Here is an 18,194-nt window from a genome sequence, read left to right on the forward strand (position 1 = left end):
GGAGCGCCCCATGGCTGTCATCGTCGAGCGCCCGACTGCCGTCGTCGAAGCTCCTCCCGGCCAGGGCTACTGGCAGATCGCCTGGCGGCGGTTCAAGAAGCACCGGGTGGCCATGATCGGGGGAGCGGTGATCCTCCTCTTCATCGCCGTCTCCATCCTGGCCCCTGTCCTCACCCCCTACGAGTTCGACGCCATCGACCTCTACAACCGGCGCTCGCCTCCGACCTGGGCGCACCCCCTCGGCACCGACGACCTCGGCCACGACGTCCTCACCCGCCTGCTCTACGCCGGCCGGATCTCACTCAGCGTGGGCTTCAGCGCGGCCCTGGCCGCCGCGCTCTTCGGGATGGTCGTCGGCGGGATCTCCGGGTACTACGGGGGCGTCCTGGACAACGTCCTCATGCGCTTCACCGACATCATGTTCTCCCTGCCCGACCTGCCCATCCTGATCATCCTGGCCCGTTACATGGGCGGCTCGGTGACCGGCATCATCATCGTCCTCAGCGCCTTCGCCTGGATGGGCACGGCGCGCCTGGTCCGCGGGGAGATGCTGAAGCTGCGCGCCCAGGACTTCACCGAGGCGGCCCGGGCCATCGGGGCCAGCGACGCCCGCATCCTGCTGCGCCACCTCATCCCCAACGCCCTGGCGCCGGTGATCGTCGCGGCGACCCTCACCGTGGGCGGGGCCATCCTCTCCGAAGCCGGGCTCTCCTTCCTGGGCGTGGGCATCCAGCCGCCCACGCCGTCCTGGGGGAACATGCTCCAGAACGCCCAGGACTACGTCTGGACGACGCCCTGGCTGGCCATCTGGCCCGGGGCGATGATCTTCCTGACAGTGCTGTGCTTCAACTTCCTGGGAGACGGCCTGCGGGACGCCCTCGACCCGCGGCTCAAGGTGTGATCCGCCCGGGACGGGCGGACCGCTGACCGGCTCCCGTCGGGGGGAGGGAGGAGAACATGCGTATGGGCTGGATCGGACGGTGCCTGGTCCTGGTGGCGCTGGCAGTCGCCCTGGTACCCGTCGCCGCCGACGCGGGTCAGGCCCGACGGGACACGGTGGTGATCGGCGCAGCCCAGGAGCCGGCCTGCCTCATGACGGTCTTCGCCGGCTGCACGCTGGCCATCGGCGCCGCGGTGAACAACTCGCTCTTCGTCTCCATGGTCGAGTTCAACCACGAGTGGAAGCTCAACGCGCGCCTGGTGGAGAAGATCCCGTCGCTGCGCGACGGCGACTGGGAGCTGCTGCCCGAGAAGAAGATGCGGGTGACCTACCGGTTCAAGCGCGGGTACACCTGGCACGACGGGCGTCCGGTCAGCGCCCTGGACACCTCCTGGACCTATCTGATGCTGCGCAACCCGCGCACGCCCACGGCCAGCCGCTTCGTGCTGCGGAAGATCGACCACATGCTGGTCCCCAACCCCAACAACCCCTACACGCTCGTGGTCCAGTGGAACGAGCGCTATCCCTTCGCCAACCTCGGACACACCACCTACCCGAAGCACGTCCTGGAGCGGGAGTACCAGCAGAACCCCACCGGGCTGAGCCGCCACCGGCAGAACTTCGAACCGGTGGGGAACGGCCCGTACCGGTTCGTGGAGTGGGCGCGGGGCAGCCACATCACCCTGGAGGCCTACGACGGCTTCAAGGAAGGACGGGCGAAGATCCGGCGCATCGTCTTCCGCTTCATCCTGGACGCCACCGTGCTGCAGGCCAACGCCATCGCCGGGCAGGTGGACGTCACCGAGATCAACAACTTCGACTGCACCCAGGTGGCCGAGATCGAACGGCGCAACCCGGCGGTCCAGGGCCACTACACCCCGGCGCTGATCTGGGAGCACGTCGACTTCAACCTGGACCACGAGTGGCTGCGGGACCGGCGGGTCCGGCACGCCCTCATCCACGCGCTCAACCGGCAGCAGCTCGCCGAGCTGGCCTGCCCCGGCGGCCGGCAGCCGGTGGCCCACACCTGGCTCCCCGAGCGCCACGAGGCCTTCAACCCCAACGTGAAGAAGTACGACTACAACCTCGAGCGGGCGCGCGCGCTCCTGCGGGAGGCCGGCTTCACCCCCGGCCCCGACGGGATCCTGCGCGACGCCCAGGGGCGCCGGTTCGAGCTGACCATCATGACCACGGCCGGCAACGCGCTCCGGGAGCAGGTGCAGCAGGTGATGCGGGAGCAGCTCCGCCAAGTGGGGGTGGACCTGCGCATCGACAACCGTCCGGCCTCGGTGCTCTTCGGCCAGGTCACGGCGCGCCGGCAGTTCCCCCACCTGGTCATGTACGCCTGGGTCATGTCCCCCACCACCCTGCCCGCGGCGCTGTGGCACAGCACCCAGATCCCCCGCCCGGAGAACAACTGGGAGGGGCAGAACATCCCGGGGTGGCGGAATGCCGAGAACGACCGGCTCATCGACCAGATCATGGAGGAGATCGACACGCAGCGGCGCATCCGCCTCTTCCGCCGGCAGCAGGAGCTCTGGGTGGAGGACCTCCCCTCCATCCCGCTGTACTTCCGGCTCAGCCTGACCACCTCCGCCCGGGCGCTGCGGAACGTCAAGCCGGCGGGGCTGGCGGGCACTTACATCAACTGGAACTCGGAGCAGTGGGAGTGGGCCCAGTAGGCTGAAGGTGGACCCGGGGGCCGGCCCGCCGACCCCCGGGTCCACGTCCGCCCCCGGGGCCGAGGAGACGGGATGCAGCGATACCTGATGCGCCGGGCCGTCCAGACGGTGGTGATCCTCTTCGGTCTCTCCCTGCTCCTCTTCACCCTGCTCGTCTTCACGCCGGGGGACCCGGTGGAGCTCCTGGCCGCCAGCAACCCGGACATCCGGCCGGAAGACATCGCCCACCTGCGCCGCTACTACGGGCTGGACGACCCGCTGCACATCCGCTACCTGAAGTGGCTGCGCACCGTCCTCCGCGGCGATCTCGGCTACTCCCGCACCTACGGGCAGCCGGTGACCGCGATCATGGGGGAGCGGCTGAAGAACACGCTGATGCTGCTCACCGCGGCCTTCCTCATCGCCTTCGTCGTCGGGGTGTCGGTGGGGATCTACTCGGCGCTGCACCAGTACTCGCCGGCGGACTACGTCGTCACCGTGCTCTCCTTCGTCGGGCTGGCCATGCCGGTCTTCTGGCAGGGGATCCTCTTCATCCTCCTCTTTGCGGTCTGGGCCCCCTGGGCGCAGCTCCCCGGCCTGGCCTGGCTGAAGCTGCCGGCCGGCGGGATGATGACGCCCGGCGTGCACGGGGGGGTGGAGGGGGTGCTGGACCGGCTGCGCCACCTGGTCCTGCCCACCCTCGTCCTGGCCACCACCGGCATGGCCTCCTGGGCCCGGTACACCCGCTCCAGCGTGCTCGAGGTGATCCGGCAGGACTACATCCGCACCGCCCGGGCCAAGGGGAACCCGGAGCGGGTCGTCATCAACCGCCACGCCCTGCGCAATGCCCTCATCCCCATCATCACCCTGGTCGCCCTCAGCCTCCCGGGCATCCTGGACGGGGCGGTCATCACCGAGACGGTCTTCAGCTGGCCGGGGACGGGGTTGCTGCTCTACCAGGCCGTGCTGGGGCACGACCACTACGTGGCCATGGCCGTGCTGCTCTTCCTGGCCCTCATGACCATCCTCTCCAACCTCCTGGCCGACGTGGCCTACGCGCTCGTCGACCCGCGCATTCGCTACGACTGAGGCGGCGGCGGTGGCGCGACAAGTCCTCTCCCCCGACCTGGCCCTGCAGCTGGAGCGGCGACGCCGCGCCGCGGCGGGCGTGGGCCTCGGTCTCTCCTACTGGCAGGTGGCGGTGCGCCGCTTCCTCCGCCACCGCCTGGCGCTGGTGGGCGGCGTCGTGGCCCTGCTGCTCACCCTCATGGCCGTGCTGGCCCCGGTCCTGGCGCCCTACCCGGTGGACCGGATCAGCCTGGACGCCCGCTGGCACCGGCCCGGGGGGGCGCACCCCCTCGGCACGGACGAGCTGGGGCGCGACGTGCTGACGCGGATCATGTACGCGGGACGGATCTCCCTGACCGTGGGCTACGTCACGGCCGTCGCCATCGCCGTGGTGGGCTCGCTCGCCGGCGCGGCGGCCGGCTTCTACGGCGGGGTGGTGGACACGGCGCTCATGCGGCTGGTGGACGTCCTCCTCTCCATCCCGACGCTCCCCCTCTACCTCATCCTGGCCGCGCTGATCCCGGGCGGCGGGGTGCTGCGCATCGTCCTCATCTTCAGCGCCTTCGGGTGGACGGGGGTGGCCCGCCTGGTGCGGGGCCAGATCCTCTCGCTGAAGGCCCAGGACTTCGTCGAGGCGGCCCGGGCCATGGGGGCTTCGGAGGCGCGCATCGTCCTGCGCCACCTCATCCCCAACGCCCTGGCCCCCGTCATCGTTGCCGCCACCTTGACGGTGGGCGGCGCCATCCTGGGGGAGTCGGCGCTCAGCTACCTGGGGCTGGGCATCCAGCCGCCGACCCCGTCGTGGGGCAACATGCTGCAGCGGGCCCAGGAGTACCTGTGGAACGCCGCCTGGCTGGCGGTCTTCCCGGGGGTGTTCATCTTCATCACGGTGCTGAGCTTCAACTTCCTGGGAGACGGGCTGCGGGACGCACTGGACCCGCGGCTCCGGGTGTGAGGAGGGAGGGAGCGACGATGGCAGCGATCCGACGCGCGGTGGTCTGCGGCACGGTCCTGGCGCTGCTCCTCGGCGGGTGGGCGGGCGCCACCCAAGCGGCGCCGGCCCGCGACACCATCGTCATCGGCATGGCGCAGGAGCCGGACATCCTGGGGCCGTTCTCCATCATGGCGGCGGCCGGGGTCATCCACAACCCGCTGTGGGGCTTTATCGCCCCCTACACGGACCGGTGGGTGCGCATGCCCGTCATGGCGGAGAAGCTCCCCACCATCAAGGACGGGGACTGGCAGGTCCTGCCCACCAAGAAGATGCGCGTGACCTGGCGGCTCAAGCGCGGCTTCACCTGGCACGACGGCCGGCCGGTCACCGCGCTGGACTGGCGCTTCACCTACGGCTTCCTCCGGAACCCCCGGGTGCCCCACCGGTACAGCCGCTTCATCGTGAACAAAGTCGACAACGTCCTGGTCCCGACCCCGAACGACCCCTACACCCTGGTGGTCCAGTGGAACGAGCTGTGGCCCTTCGCCAACGCCGACCCCTTCGGCATCCAGTACGCGCTCCCCCGGCACGTCCTGGAGCGCGACTACCTGCGCGACCCCACCCGGATGCAGGCCCACCCGTACTTCCGCGCCCCGGTGGCCAACGGGCCGTACCGCTTCGTCGAGTGGGCCCCCGGCAGCCACATCGCCCTGGAGGCCTACGAGCGGTGGCCGCTGGGCGCCCCCAGGGTGCGCCGCCTGATCTTCCGCTTCATCCTCGACTCCACGGTCCTGACGGCCAACCAGATCGCCGGCACCGTCGACGCCACGGAGATCAACAACTTCGGGATCGAGCAGATGGTGGAGATCGAGCGCCGCAACCCGCGCGTGGCCACCCACTACACGGAGGCGCTCATCTGGGAGCGCATCGACTTCAACCTGGACCACGAGTGGCTGCGGGACAAGCGCGTGCGGCAGGCCCTGGCGTACGCCATCGACCGCGAGGGCATCGTGCGGGCCCTCTTCCAGGGCAAGCAGCCGGTGGCCCACTCCTGGTTGGCCCCCAAGCACCCGGCCTACAACCCCAACGTGAAGAAGTACCCGTATGACGTGGCCCGGGCGCGGGCCCTGCTGGCCGAGGCGGGCTTCACCCCCGGGCCCGACGGCATCCTGCGGGACCGGGCCGGCCGCCGGGTGGAGCTGACGATCATGACGACGGCGGGGAACGCGCCCCGGGAGCAGGTGCAGCAGATCATGAAGGAGCAGCTGCGCCAGGTGGGCATCGACCTGCGCATCGACAACCGGCCCGCTTCGGTCTTCTTCGGCAGCGTGGTGCCGCGCCGGCAGTTCCCCCACCTGGCCATGTACGCCAGCCTCTTCACCCCCGACTCCACGGCCTTCGACCGGTTCCACAGCAGCCAGATCCCCAGCGAGCAGAACAACTGGGAGGGGAACAACCGGGTCGGGTGGCGGAATCTGGAGAACGACCGGCTGATGGAGCAGATCATTAACGAGCTGGACGAGGGCCGGCGGAACGCCTTGTTCAAGCGGCACCAGGAGCTCTTCGCCGAGGAGCTCCCCTCGCTGCCGCTGTACTTCCGCCTGAGCCTGACGACGATGCGCCGGGACGTGCGGAACGTCAGGCCCACCGGGCTGGGGACCTACTACCTCCCCTGGAACAGCTGGCAGTGGGAGTTCTAGGGGCGGGACGGTAGAATAAGGTATCTCCGGGGATGAGGTGAGAGCGTGGCGGAGCAGCCCCTGCTGTCGGTACGCAACCTGAAGACCTACTTCTACACGGACGAGGGCGTGGTGAAGGCCGTGGACGGCCTCTCCTACGACCTGCACCGGGGGGAGACCCTGGGCATCGTGGGGGAGTCCGGGTCGGGGAAGAGTGTGCACGCGCTGTCCATCATGCGGCTCATCCCCCAGCCCCCCGGCAAGATCGTGGCCGGCGAGATCCTCTTCGAGGGACGCAACCTGCTGAGCCTCTCCGAGGAGGAGATGCGCCGCATCCGCGGCAACCGCATCGCCATGATCTTCCAGGAGCCCATGACCTCGCTGAACCCGGTGCTCACCATTGGCGAGCAGATCGCCGAGGCGGTGATGCTCCACCAGCGCCTGCCCCGCAAGGCCGCGTGGGACCGGGCCGTGGAGATGCTGGAGAAGGTGCGCATCCCGCTGGCCCGGGAACGGGTGAAGGACTACCCGCACCAGTTCAGCGGCGGGATGCGCCAGCGGGTCATGATCGCCATGGCCCTCTCCTGCAACCCCTCCATCCTCATCGCCGACGAGCCCACCACCGCCCTCGACGTGACCATCCAGGCGCAGATCCTCGAGCTGATGCAGGAGCTGCAGCAGGAGTTCCACATGGCCATCATCCTCATCACGCACAACCTGGGCGTGGTGGCAGAGATGTGCGACAACGTGGTGGTCATGTACGCGGGGCGGCCGGTGGAGAAGGCCAACGTCCTGCGCACCTTCCAGGATCCCAAGCACCCCTACACCTGGGGCCTGCTCCACTCCATCCCCAAGCTGCACGAGCGCAAGGAGCGGCTCATCCCCATCGAGGGGCAGCCCCCCAGCCTGATCGACCTGCCCCCGGGGTGCCCGTTCGCCCCGCGTTGCCCCTTCGCCATGGAGATCTGCGTGCAGGAGGATCCGCCGGAGTACCTGGTGGGGCCGGAGCACACGGCGCGGTGCTACCTCTACAGCGAGCACGCCACCGAGGAGGACCGGCGGGCGGCGGTGGAAGCGGGGCTGGCGGCGGCCACGCCGCGCCCGGTGGTGCAGGAGTGAGGCGCACGGCGGCGCGGCCGGGGCCGGGGCGGCCGGGGGACGGCGCGGTGAGCGGGCGCTGACGCCGGCAGGACGGCGCACGGGAGGACGACGCACGGGAGGACCGACATGGCGACGGTGAGCGACGACATCATCCTCGACGTCCGGAACCTCTACAAGTACTTCCCCATCACCAAGGGTTTCATCTTCCAGAAGCAGGTGGGGGCGGTGAAGGCCGTGGACGGCGTCTCCTTCACCATCCGCCGCGGGGAGACGCTGGGCCTGGTGGGGGAGTCGGGGTGCGGCAAGACCACCACGGGACGCGTCATCCTGCGCCTGCAGGAGCCCACCAGCGGCGAGGTCTACTTCGAGGGGCGCAACATCTTCAAGCTCAACAAGGAGGAGATGCGCCGCCTGCGCCGCGACATGCAGATCATCTTCCAGGACCCCTACTCCTCCCTCAACCCGCGCATGACGGTGGGCGACATCATCGGCGAGCCCCTGGAGATCCACAACCTGGCCCGCGGCAAGGAGAAGGTGCGGCGCGTGCAGGAGCTGCTGGAGGTGGTGGGCCTCTCCCCCTACCACGCCAACCGCTACCCGCACGAGTTCAGCGGCGGGCAGCGGCAGCGCATCGGCATCGCCCGGGCCCTGGCGGTGAACCCGAAGCTCATCATCTGCGACGAGCCGGTCTCCGCCCTGGACGTGAGCATCCAGGCCCAGGTGCTGAACCTGCTGGAGGAGCTGCAGAAGGAGTTCGGGCTGACCTACCTCTTCATCGCCCACGACCTCTCCGTGGTCAAGCACATCAGCGACCGCATCGCCGTCATGTACCTGGGGCGCATCGTGGAGATCGCCGACGCCGACGAGCTCTTCACCAACCCGCAGCACCCCTACACGGAGGCCCTCCTCTCGGCGGTGCCCATCCCTGACCCGGCCATCCGGCGGGAGCGCATCATCCTGCCGGGGGACGTGCCGAGCCCGGTCAACCCGCCCAGGGGGTGCCGCTTCCACACCCGCTGCCTGTACGCTCAGGAGTCCTGCCGCATCGAGGACCCGCCGCTGCTGGACGTGGGCGGCGGCCACCTGGTGGCCTGCCCCATCCTGCCCTTCCGCCACCAGCGCAGCCGCGCGGCGGTGGTCCCGGCGGGGACGGCGGGCCCGACCACCTGAACCCCCGGGGCCGAGCGGAGCGGCGGTCCGCTTACAGGTTGCTGCCCAGGAGGGTGACGCCGCCGCGCGTCATCCGGTCCACGGTCGCCTGCACCGCCCGGTACTCCGCCTCGCTGTACACGTGCGGCTCCAGGCGAGGCAGGGCGAGCGTCTGGCGCACCACGGCATACGCCTCAGCGCGGGGCGGGTCGGCGTAGACCACCAGCAGGTCGACGTCCGAGGCGGCGGTGTGCCGGCCCCGGGCGTACGAGCCGAAGAGCACCACCCGCCTCAGCGGAAGGACCTGTGCCAGCGCCGGGAGGCGCGCGCGCAGGGCCTCCACCAGCGCCTCCCTAGTCCAGCGTGGATAGGAGACCCTGACAGAACTCGACGACCGCTTCCGCATGGGCGATCAGGCGCTCGGCCTCCGTTCGCGTGTACCGGCTGCTGGCCGACCCCGCCGGGTGGGCATTGGGATAGCGGGCGGGGATGTAGGCCTTGTCCAGTTCCAGGGCACGGTCGACGAGCGCGCCCGGGACGTCGGCGCGTGAGCGGAGCTCGCCGAGGAGGTCGGCCACCGAGTGGCCCCACGCCTCCGCCCCCAGACGCTGGAAGACGGCCTTCACGGCCTTCTCGGCGGCCTGCTGCGCGGAGAAGCAGGCCCAGTTGTAGAACCCCCGTTCCGCGTCGCTCCTGGCGTGCTCCAGGTCGCGGCGGGCGTCCTCCATCCAGTCCCGGCTGCGCTCCACGTCGGCCCCATCCTAGCACGGGCGTCCCCGGGTCCCCGGACCCCCGCCAGTTCGGCGGCTTGGTGCGCCCTCCACGGGAGTACGACTTCAGGCCTGCGGAACTGATGCGCGCCCTGCAAACGTCCTTTGCCGACCCCGACGGCAACGAGTTCGACGTGCTCCAAATTTTGGAGGAGTTCGCAGAGTGACCGTCCGTTTCCCGTGCCATCTTGCCTGCTCTACGACCTCGCGCATCGCTCGCTCAAACATCGTGGCGGTCCCTCCCGCTGTCTGACTGCTCAGGGCACACTCTGGGTACCGGTCTCACTCGCCAGCGCGCACTCCAGCGTCTCCGGGGCGGTGATCTGCACCTCCGTGCCGCCAGCTTCCAGGTCCTCGAGGTCGCTACCCCTCGGGTACCGGTGGCGGAGTACTCTGCTCCCGGCAACGGCGCAAACGGCTCGTGGTACGATGGTCCCTGCCATGGCCATCGATCGCGCCACCGTCGACTACGTCGCCCGGCTGAGCCGGCTGGCCCTCACCGAGGCCGAGCGGGAGGCCTTCACCCGCCAGCTCCGCGAGATCGTCGACTACTTCGCCCGGCTCCAGAGCCTGGACCTCGGCACGGTCCCCCCGACCGCGCACGTCCACGAGGGCACCAACCTCTTCCGGGAGGACATCCCCCGACCGTCGCTGCCGCGGGACGAGGTCCTGGCGGCCGCCCCCGAGGTGGAGGAGGGGTTCTTCGTTGTCCCGGCGGTGCTGGAGGAGGTCGTCCACGAATCCCCACCGCCCGTGCCGGAGGAGGCCGTCCACGAAGCCGCCCCACCGCCCGGCAGGGCCGACGGGCCGCATGGCTCCGGGGAGGTCGCCGACGAGACCGCCGGGCCGCCGCCGGACCGGGGCGGGGAGGGTCGCGCCGGCTGATGCTCGACACCCTGCTGCCCGCCGCGAGCCTGATCGAGGGGCTGCGCCGCCGCGACTGGTCCGCGCTGGAGGTGGTGGACGCCTACCTGGCGCGCATCGAGGCGCTGGACGGGCAGGTGCGCGCCTACCTCTACGTGGACCCGGAGGCGGCGCGGGCGGAGGCGCGCCGGTGGGACCAGCGGGCAGCCCGGGGCGAGCCCCTGCCGCCGCTCGCCGGGATCCCGGTGGCGGTGAAGGACAACATCTGCACCCGCGGGGTGCCCACCACGTGCGGCTCCCGCATCCTGGAGGGGTGGCGGCCCCCCTACGACGCCACCGTGATGGTGCGGCTGCGCGAGGCGGGCGCGGTGCTGCTGGGGAAGACCAACCTGGACGAGTTCGCCATGGGCTCCTCCACCGAGAACTCCGCCTTCGGCCCCACCCGCAACCCCTGGGACCTCTCGCGCGTCCCGGGCGGGAGCAGCGGCGGCTCGGCCGCCGCGGTGGCGGCGGGGCTGGCCCCCTGGGCGCTCGGCACCGACACCGGCGGCAGCATTCGCCAGCCGGCCGCGCTGGCCGGCATCGTCGGCCTCAAGCCCACCTACGGCCGGGTCTCCCGCTCCGGGCTGGTCGCCTACGGCTCCTCGCTCGACCAGATCGGCCCGCTGGCGCGCACGGTGCGGGACGCGGCCCTCCTCCTCCAGGTGATCGCCGGCCCGGACCCGCTCGACGCCACCAGCGCGCCGGTGCCGGTGCCGGACTACCCGGCGGCGCTGGGCGGGGGCATCGAGGGGCTGCGCATTGGCGTGGCCCGGGAGGGGCGCGGCGAGGGGCTGCAGCCCGGGGTGGCGGCGGCGGTGGAGGCCGCGCTCGAGGTGCTGGCCGGGCTCGGCGCGGAGCTGCGCGAGGTGAGCCTGCCGATGATCGACTACGCGCTGGCCACCTACTACCTGGTGGCCACGGCGGAGGCGAGCAGCAACCTGGCCCGCTACGACGGGGTGCGCCACGGCCTGCGCGTGGCGGCCCCGGACGTGGTGGAGATGTTCGCCCGCACCCGCGCGGCGGGCTTCGGCGCCGAGGTGAAGCGCCGCATCATGCTGGGCACCTACGCTTTGAGCAGCGGCTTCTACGACGCCTTCTACCTGACGGCGCAGCGCGCCCGCACACTGGTGCGGCGGGACTTCGAGGCGGCGTTCCGCGAGGTGGATCTGGTGGCGCTGCCCACCTCGCCGACCGTGGCCTTCCGCCTGGGCGAGCGGGTGGACGACCCCCTGCAGATGTACCTGGCCGACATCTTCACCGTCCCGGTGAACATGGCGGGCCTCCCGGGGATCTCCGTGCCGTGCGGCTTCGCCGACGGGCTGCCGGTGGGCCTGCAGCTCATCGGGCGCCCCTTCGACGAGGCCACGCTGCTGCGCGCCGCCCACGCCTACGAGCAGGTCACGCCCTGGCACCGCCGGGCGCCGGCCCTGGCCGCCGCCGCATGAGCGCTGTCGCCGAGCACGCCCCATGAGAGCCGTCACCGCGCGCGGCCTGCAGGTGGTGATCGGGCTGGAGATCCACGCCCAGCTCCTCACCGCCTCCAAGATGTTCTGCGGGTGCGCGGTGGCCTTCGGCGCGCCGCCCAACACGCTGGTCTGCCCGGTCTGCCTGGGGCTGCCGGGGGCGCTGCCGGTCCCCAACCGGCGGGCGGTGGAGCTGGGGTTGCGCACGGCGCTGGCCCTGGGCTGCCGCGTCCACCCGCGCAGCCAGTTCCACCGGAAGAACTACTACTACCCCGACCTGCCGAAGAACTACCAGATCTCCCAGTACCAATACATGGACCACCCGCCGCTGGCCACGGACGGGTGGCTGGAGATCGAGGTGGACGGGGAGGGGCGGGCCATCCGCATCCGCCGGGTCCACCTGGAGGAGGACACCGGCAAGCTCCTCCACCCCCAGGACGGGCGGCCACGCTCGCTGGTGGACTACAACCGCTCCGGCGTGCCGCTGATGGAGATCGTCACCCAGCCCGACCTGCGCAGCCCGGCCGAGGCGCGGGAGTTCCTCCTCGAGCTGCGCGCGCTCCTCCAGACCCTGGAGGTGAGCGCGGGGCGGATGGAGGAGGGGACGCTGCGGGTGGACGCCAACATCTCGCTGCGCCGACCCGACGGCACCCTGGGCACGCGCACCGAGGTGAAGAACCTCAACTCCCTGCGCGCGCTGGAGCGGGCGCTGACCTTCGAGGCCGAGCGGCAGGCTGCCCTGCTGGCGCAGGGCGCGCCGGTGGTCCAGGAGACCCGCCACTGGGACGAGCGCCGCCAGGTGACCTTCTCCACGCGCACCAAGGAAGAGGCGGAGGACTACCGCTACTTCCCCGAGCCCGACCTGGTGCCGCTCCACATCGACGAGGCGTGGCTGGACACGGTCCGGGCCAGCCTGCCGGAACTGCCGGCGCAGAAGCGGGCGCGCTACGTCACGGCGCTCGGGCTGGGGCGCCACGAGGCCAACCTGCTCGTCCGCGATCCCAAGCTCGCCAGCTTCTTCGAGGCTACCCTGGCCGCCTTCCCGCAGCCGCGCACCGTGGCCAACTGGCTGGTGGGGGACGTCGCCGGCGTCCTCAACGCCGAAGGGCGGGAGATCGACCAGACGGCGCTCACGCCCGCGCGCCTGGCCGACCTGCTGCGCCTGGTGGAGGAAGGCCGGATCAGCATCCGCGCGGCCAAGGAGCTGCTGCCCGAGGTGATGCGCCGCGACGTCCCGCCGGCGGCGCTGGTGGCGGAGCGCGGGTTGGAGCAGCTGAGCGACCCCGAGGCCCTGGCCCGGGTGGTGGAGGAGGTGCTGGCTGCCCACCCCCGGCCCGCCGAGGAGTACCGCCAGGGGAAGGATCGCGCCCTGGCCTTCCTGGTCGGGCAGGTGATGAAGCGCACCGGCGGGCGCGCCAACCCCGACCTGGTCAACCGGCTGCTGCGGGAGCGCCTGCGGGATGCGTGAGGCGGCTCCGTCTCCGTCCGCGTCCGTGGGGCGCGCGACGCCGTCGGCACGGGGCTCCGGACGCGTGGGGGACCGCGCGGGCGGCCTCCGCCCCCTGCGGCCGGGGACGCAGCTCACGGTGACCTTCTCGGCCATGGCCCCAGACGGCGCCGCCGTGGCTCGCGTCGGCCGGGTCCGTCTGGCCGTCCCCTACGGCATTCCCGGCGAGACCGCCGTCGTCGAGGTCACGCAGACCTCCCCGGTCCTGCGCGGCCGCATCGTCGGGCTCATGCGCAAGTCCCCCGATGCCACCGTCCCTCCCTGCCCGCACTTCGGCCGCTGCGGGGGGTGCCAGTGGCAGCACATCGTCCTGGATGGACAGCGCCGCCTGAAGCAGGCCATGGTGGTCGAGGCGCTGCGCGGCGCGGAGGTGGAGCCCCCGGCCGTAGCCCCCTGCGTGGGCATCGAGCCCTGGACCTACCGCACCGTGCTGGCCGCCACGATCAGCGGTCGGGCCGGCGTTCCCGTGGCGGGGTTCCACACCTGGGGCGGGGGCGCGGTGGTGCCGGTGGAGTCGTGCGCCGTCCAGCACCCCACGAACGTGCAGCTCCTCCACGCCGTCCGTGAGGCGGTGGCGGCGCTGCGGCTGCCGCCGTACGACCCCCGGCTGCGGCGCGGCCTGGTCCGCGGCGTGGTGGGGCTGACCGCGGCAGCCACGGGGGAGGCTCTGGCGGTCCTCTCCACCACCGGCCCCCTCCCCGACCGCATGGCCTTCGTCCGCGCCCTCCTCGACCGGGTCCCCGGCCTCGTGGGAATCCTGCTCACCGTGCAGCGGCGTCCCCTCCCGCGGCTGCTCGGCCCGCGCCTCGACCTCCTGTGGGGACGGCCGTACGTCCAGGAGGAGCTGCTGGGGGTGCGCTGGCGCCTCGACCCCCGCCTGCCGGTCCTGCCCAGCCCGCGGGCGCTCAAGCTGCTCTTCGAGACCGTCCGCGAGGCGGCCCGGCTGCGCGGCGAGGAGCAGGTCCTCGAGGCGTTCGCGGAGGGCGGCGTGCTCACGCTGGCCCTGGCGGGGTGCGTCCGGCGGGCCGTCGGCGTGGTCGCCGACCGCGAGGCCATGACGGCGGCCTGGGCCACCGCCGCCGCCAACGGCATCGCCAACGCCGTCTTCTACACCCGCGACCCGGGCCGCGTGCTGGTCAAGCTCCACCGGCGCGGGGAGCGCAGCGACGTCCTCGTCCTCGCCCCGCCGGGTGCCGGGCTGCCGGCGGAGCTGGGTCCGGCGCTCCAGGCGGCAGGGCCCCACCGCCTGGTCTACGTGGCGCGGTCGCTGCGGGCCCTCGCCGAAGACCTGCGGCGCCTGCGCGGGTGGGGCTACGTCGCCGGAGCCGTCCGCCCGCTCGACCTCTTCCCCCAGACGAACCACGTCCACACCGTCGTGGCGCTGGAGCGCCGCTGACCGCGAAGGGAGCCGCACCGTGACCGATCCCCGCCACGCCGTCCACCGTCTGGGCCCGCGCGCGGACGCGCTGCTCCGGCGGGCCCGCGCCGTCGTCCCGCCGGCACTCGACCTGCTGACGCCCGTCTTCGTGGTGCGCGCCGAGGGCGCCCGCCTGTGGGACGCGGACGGCCACGTCTACCTGGACCTGAGCGGCGGGGTGGGGTGCCTGAACGTCGGGCACAGCCACCCGAAGGTCGTGGCCGCCATCACCGAGCAGGCGAGGCGCTTCATCCACACCGACTTCACCGTGGCCCCCTACGAGGCGTACGTCGCCGTGGCGGAGCGCCTCGTGGCCCTGGCCCCCGGCGCCGGACCCAGGCGCGCCGCCCTCTTCAACTCCGGCGCGGAGGCGGTGGAGAACGCGGTGAAAGTGGCGCGGGCGGCGACGGGGCGGCCGGCCCTCATCGCCTTCGAGGGCGCCTTCCACGGCCGCACCTACCTGGCCCTCTCATTGACCAGCCGCGTGGACCCCTACAAGCGGCGCCTCGGGCCCTTCATGCCCGAGGTCTACCGGGCCCCCTACCCCGACCCCTACCGCACCCCGTCGGCCGACCCCACCGCCTACGTCATGGACCATCTGGAGCGGATGCTGGTGGCGCAGGTGGCGCCGGACGCGGTGGCGGCCGTGATCGTGGAGCCGGTGCTGGGGGAGGGCGGGTTCGTCGTCCCGCCGCCGGACTTCCTCCCGGCCTTGCGAGCGCTGTGCGATCGCCACGGCATCCTCCTCATCGTCGACGAGATCCAGACCGGGTTCGGGCGGACGGGGCGGATGTTCGCCGTGGAGCACAGCGGTGTCACGCCGGACCTGCTGGTGGTGGGGAAGTCCCTGGCCGCCGGGATGCCCCTCTCAGCGGTCGTGGGCCGCGCCGACCTGTTCGACCAGGCCCCGCCGGGGGCGCTCGGGGGGACGTACGTGGGCAACCCGGTCGCCTGCGCGGCGGCGCTGGCGGTCCTCGAGGTGATCGAGGAGGAGCGGCTGGTGGAGCGGGCGCGCCGGCTGGGGGAGGTGCTGGAGGCGCGCCTGGCCGCGTGGGCGGCGCGCTACCCCCTCGTCGGCCACGCCCGAGGCCTGGGTGCCATGCGCGCGGTCGAACTGGTGCACGACCGCACCACCCGTGCGCCGGCGCCCGACGCGACGGCGGCGGTGCTGCGGGAGGCGCTGGCCAGAGGTGTCCTCGCCCTGCGGGCGGGGCTCTACGGCAACGTCATCCGCTTCCTGATGCCCCTGGTCATCGCCGAGGAGGACCTGCAGCGGGCCCTCGACATCCTGGAGGAGGCGCTCGCCAAGGTCCAGCAGACGGCACGGCCGGCCCGGCTCTCCGCCGGGGCGGCGGAGTAGCCTCGGGCCGGCCGGTCGCGCCGGGGCTGGAGTTCGCGCCGGGCTGGCGTGGCAGCCCTACGCCGGCTCGTGCGGCGCGGGGCCGACCACGCCCGCTACTTCGGCTCCTTCGGCCAGGGGCCGACCACGCCAGGGGCCGCCCACTCCATCGTGGTCAGCTCGGCCACGGTCATGACCTTGCCCGCCGGGACGCGCAGCACCCCGTTGCGGTCGCGGATGGGTCCGGTGAAGGGGTCCCACTTCACCGGCTTGGCGGACATCTGGGCCAGGCGACGGTTCACCAGGTCGTAGACGGAGACCCGGCCGAACTCCCGCGTCTGGACCCGCGCCGCCTTCAGCCGGTCCACGAAGATCGGGTTGATCGGTACCCCGAACTCCCCGCCCAGCTCCACCGCCTTCTCCGCCAGCAGCCACCAGTAGTCCACGTTGGCCAGGTTCTCGGCGTTGTACCGGCCGCTGAGCACCTTGGAGAGGAAGTCCAGGTAGATCGTCTCCCAGTGCACCAGCTGCCCCGAGATCACGTGGCGCGGGGCGAACCGCTGCATCGGGGAGTAGTGGCTGAAGGAGAGGAGGTTTCGCCGCGCCGCCACCTGGATCACCGTCGGCGAGTCCTCGGTGAAGGCGAAGACGTCGGCGCCTTCGGCGATGAGAGCCTCGGTGGCCTCCTTGGCCTTGGCCGGGTCGAACCAGGAGAAGATCCAGCGGACGTGGACGGTGGCGCGCGGGTTCACGGCGCGCACGCCGAGCGCGAAGGCGCTGATGTGGCGCTTGACCTCCGGGATGGGGAAGGCGCCCACGTAGCCGATCTTGTGGCTCCGGGTCAGCGCGCCGGCCATCAGTCCGTTGAGGTAGTAGACCTGGTAGAAGTCGGCCATGTAGGTGAACATGTTGTGGTTGCGCTTGAAGCCGCTGGCGTGGCCGAAGATGATGGTCGGGTAGCGCTTGGCCATCTCCAGCGTGCCGTCCATGAAGCCGAAGCTGGTGGTGAAGACCACCCGGGCGCCCTGCTGGATGAGCTTCTCGATGAAGGGCTGCACCTGGGCCTCCGGCACCGACTCCACGTACATCGTCTGCACCGGCAGCTTCTGCTCGACGATCCGCCGCGCCTGGTCGTGCGCGTGGGTCCACCCGTAGTCGCCGATGGGGCCCACGTAGATGAACCCCACCTTGAGCTTCGCCTGCGCCGCCCCGCCGGCGGCGAAGGCCAGGACCAGGATGAGCACCAGGCATGCCCGCAGGATCCGCATCGTCTCCCTCCCCTGCGCCAGTTCTGCGTGATCTGGTTCCACGGCCACGACGCCTCCGCCTGCCGCCCGGCCCCTGGATCGTCAGGGTTCGCCCCGGCTATAGGGCAGGCCCAGCGCCTCGGGCGCCCCACCCCACCGGCGGGCGCCGCCCCGCCCCGCCGCCGCCAGGACCAGGATCGTCACCGCAAACGGCATGAGCTGGAGCGGCTCCGGGGGGATCCAGGTCTGGAGGCGGAACGACAGGTGGAAGAGGCCCCCGAAGAGCACCGCCCCGGCCACCGCCCGCAGCGGGTCCCAGGCGGCGAAGATGGCGATGGCGATGGCGATCCACCCCAGCCCCGCGGTCATCCCCTCGGTCCAGGAGGGGCGGTAGGCCACCGAGAGGAAGCCGCCGCCCACCCCGGCCAGCATGCCGCCCAGGACCACCGCCAGGTAGCGCACCAGGGCCACGTTGATGCCCACGGCGTCCACGGCCGCCGGCGCCTCTCCCGCCGAGCGCAGCGCCACCCCCCAGGCGGTGTGGTACAGGACAAACCACAGGAGCACCGCCAGCAGCACCCCGCCGAAGGTGACCCCCGAGACCTCGGGCAGGGTGTTGAGGAGCGGCAGCCCCTCCCAGCGGCGGCCCAGCAGGGCGGAGAGCCCCAGGCCGAGCATGGTGAGGGCCAGCCCCGAGACGTATTGGTTGGCGCGCAGCGTCACGGCGACGAAGGCGTGCAGCAGCGCGGCCAGCCCGCCGACGCCGGCGGCGGCCAGGAGCCCCACCTCGGGACGCCCCAGGGTCTGCGCCACGGCGAAGGCGGCGAAGGCGCCGAGGATCATCATCCCCTCCACGCCCAGGTTGACCACGCCGCTGCGCTCGGCGTAGACCTCGCCCAGCGCCGCCCACAGCAGCGGCGTGCCCAGGGCCAGCGCCCGCACCAGCGTCTCGGCCAGCCAGGTGACCACCGCTTCCATCACGCGCCCTCCGGCTCCCCCGCCCCCAGACCCCG

15 protein-coding genes and 1 pseudogene are annotated in these 18,194 nt (G+C 72.0%); 12 read left to right on the forward strand and 4 right to left on the reverse strand.

Going from position 1 to position 18,194, the window contains the following annotated elements; all coding sequences use genetic code 11:
- Window positions 1-10: 10 nt before the first annotated feature.
- The 7 genes from RB146_01450 (at window position 11) to RB146_01480 (ending at window position 8,553) form a co-directional block, all read left to right on the forward strand.
- Window positions 11-901, forward strand: a complete 891-nt coding sequence (locus RB146_01450) for an ABC transporter permease (GenBank protein ID MDQ7827648.1) — start codon at window positions 11-13, stop codon at window positions 899-901.
- Between the two features lie 56 nt (window positions 902-957).
- The gene (locus RB146_01455) at window positions 958-2,622 is read left to right on the forward strand and encodes a peptide ABC transporter substrate-binding protein (GenBank protein MDQ7827649.1); all 1,665 of its coding nucleotides are present in this window, start codon (window positions 958-960) and stop codon (window positions 2,620-2,622) included.
- A 72-nt stretch (window positions 2,623-2,694) separates the two neighbouring features.
- A complete protein-coding gene (locus RB146_01460) occupies window positions 2,695-3,690 on the forward strand; it encodes an ABC transporter permease (GenBank protein ID MDQ7827650.1) in 996 nt (331 codons plus the stop codon).
- Window positions 3,691-3,700: 10 nt separating this feature from the next.
- Window positions 3,701-4,624, forward strand: a complete 924-nt coding sequence (locus tag RB146_01465) for an ABC transporter permease (protein MDQ7827651.1) — start codon at window positions 3,701-3,703, stop codon at window positions 4,622-4,624.
- A 17-nt stretch (window positions 4,625-4,641) separates the two neighbouring features.
- Window positions 4,642-6,303: a peptide ABC transporter substrate-binding protein gene (locus RB146_01470; GenBank protein ID MDQ7827652.1), complete on the forward strand. Its 1,662-nt coding sequence runs from the start codon at window positions 4,642-4,644 to the stop codon at window positions 6,301-6,303.
- A 45-nt stretch (window positions 6,304-6,348) separates the two neighbouring features.
- A complete protein-coding gene (locus RB146_01475; GenBank protein ID MDQ7827653.1) occupies window positions 6,349-7,401 on the forward strand; it encodes an ABC transporter ATP-binding protein in 1,053 nt (350 codons plus the stop codon).
- A 108-nt stretch (window positions 7,402-7,509) separates the two neighbouring features.
- Entirely contained in the window at window positions 7,510-8,553 is a 1,044-nt protein-coding gene (locus tag RB146_01480) for a dipeptide ABC transporter ATP-binding protein (GenBank protein ID MDQ7827654.1), read from the forward strand.
- Between the two features lie 31 nt (window positions 8,554-8,584).
- Here the strand turns inward: RB146_01480 and RB146_01485 are convergent, their stop codons facing one another.
- Together RB146_01485 and RB146_01490 are read right to left on the reverse strand one after the other, a co-directional pair.
- Window positions 8,585-8,875, reverse strand: a complete 291-nt coding sequence (locus tag RB146_01485; protein ID MDQ7827655.1) for a nucleotidyltransferase domain-containing protein — start codon at window positions 8,873-8,875, stop codon at window positions 8,585-8,587.
- 10 nt (window positions 8,876-8,885) lie between these two features.
- Window positions 8,886-9,281, reverse strand: a complete 396-nt coding sequence (locus RB146_01490; GenBank protein MDQ7827656.1) for a HEPN domain-containing protein — start codon at window positions 9,279-9,281, stop codon at window positions 8,886-8,888.
- Between the two features lie 462 nt (window positions 9,282-9,743).
- On the opposite strand from RB146_01490, the pseudogene gatC reads away from it, so the two are divergent.
- The 5 genes and pseudogenes from gatC (at window position 9,744) to gabT (ending at window position 15,955) form a co-directional block, all read left to right on the forward strand.
- A pseudogene (gene gatC, locus RB146_01495) lies at window positions 9,744-10,028 on the forward strand (Asp-tRNA(Asn)/Glu-tRNA(Gln) amidotransferase subunit GatC).
- Window positions 10,029-10,186: 158 nt separating this feature from the next.
- Window positions 10,187-11,653, forward strand: a complete 1,467-nt coding sequence (gene gatA / locus RB146_01500) for an Asp-tRNA(Asn)/Glu-tRNA(Gln) amidotransferase subunit GatA (protein ID MDQ7827657.1) — start codon at window positions 10,187-10,189, stop codon at window positions 11,651-11,653.
- A 22-nt stretch (window positions 11,654-11,675) separates the two neighbouring features.
- Window positions 11,676-13,139: an Asp-tRNA(Asn)/Glu-tRNA(Gln) amidotransferase subunit GatB gene (gene gatB, locus RB146_01505; GenBank protein MDQ7827658.1), complete on the forward strand. Its 1,464-nt coding sequence runs from the start codon at window positions 11,676-11,678 to the stop codon at window positions 13,137-13,139.
- Between the two features lie 64 nt (window positions 13,140-13,203).
- Window positions 13,204-14,574 carry a 23S rRNA (uracil(1939)-C(5))-methyltransferase RlmD gene (gene rlmD, locus RB146_01510; GenBank protein ID MDQ7827659.1) on the forward strand — a complete coding sequence of 457 codons (1,371 nt, stop codon included), beginning with the start codon at window positions 13,204-13,206 and terminating at the stop codon, window positions 14,572-14,574.
- A 19-nt stretch (window positions 14,575-14,593) separates the two neighbouring features.
- On the forward strand, window positions 14,594-15,955 hold the full coding sequence (gene gabT / locus RB146_01515; GenBank protein ID MDQ7827660.1) for a 4-aminobutyrate--2-oxoglutarate transaminase: 1,362 nt from the start codon (window positions 14,594-14,596) through the stop codon (window positions 15,953-15,955).
- A 95-nt stretch (window positions 15,956-16,050) separates the two neighbouring features.
- Here the strand turns inward: gabT and RB146_01520 are convergent, their stop codons facing one another.
- On the reverse strand, window positions 16,051-17,202 hold the full coding sequence (locus RB146_01520) for a BMP family ABC transporter substrate-binding protein (GenBank protein ID MDQ7827661.1): 1,152 nt from the start codon (window positions 17,200-17,202) through the stop codon (window positions 16,051-16,053).
- An 81-nt stretch (window positions 17,203-17,283) separates the two neighbouring features.
- A complete protein-coding gene (locus RB146_01525; GenBank protein MDQ7827662.1) occupies window positions 17,284-18,159 on the reverse strand; it encodes an ABC transporter permease in 876 nt (291 codons plus the stop codon).
- Window positions 18,160-18,194: the final 35 nt, after the last annotated feature.

The organism is Armatimonadota bacterium, assembly GCA_031081585.1.
GTDB classification, from domain to species: Bacteria; Sysuimicrobiota; Sysuimicrobiia; order Sysuimicrobiales; family Humicultoraceae; genus Geohabitans; species Geohabitans tengchongensis.

Excerpts from the sequence above, each read along its gene's own strand:
- RB146_01460 (MDQ7827650.1), top strand. The coding sequence starts at position 2,695 with ATGCAGCGATACCTGATGCGCCGGGCCGTCCAGACGGTGGTGATCCTC.
- RB146_01455 (MDQ7827649.1), top strand. The coding sequence starts at position 958 with ATGCGTATGGGCTGGATCGGACGGTGCCTGGTCCTGGTGGCGCTGGCA.
- RB146_01525 (MDQ7827662.1), bottom strand. The coding sequence starts at position 18,159 with ATGGAAGCGGTGGTCACCTGGCTGGCCGAGACGCTGGTGCGGGCGCTG.
- RB146_01450 (MDQ7827648.1), top strand. The coding sequence starts at position 11 with ATGGCTGTCATCGTCGAGCGCCCGACTGCCGTCGTCGAAGCTCCTCCC.
- gatB (MDQ7827658.1), top strand. The coding sequence starts at position 11,676 with ATGAGAGCCGTCACCGCGCGCGGCCTGCAGGTGGTGATCGGGCTGGAG.
- RB146_01480 (MDQ7827654.1), top strand. The coding sequence starts at position 7,510 with ATGGCGACGGTGAGCGACGACATCATCCTCGACGTCCGGAACCTCTAC.
- RB146_01520 (MDQ7827661.1), bottom strand. The coding sequence starts at position 17,202 with ATGCGGATCCTGCGGGCATGCCTGGTGCTCATCCTGGTCCTGGCCTTC.
- gatA (MDQ7827657.1), top strand. The coding sequence starts at position 10,187 with ATGCTCGACACCCTGCTGCCCGCCGCGAGCCTGATCGAGGGGCTGCGC.
- RB146_01470 (MDQ7827652.1), top strand. The coding sequence starts at position 4,642 with ATGGCAGCGATCCGACGCGCGGTGGTCTGCGGCACGGTCCTGGCGCTG.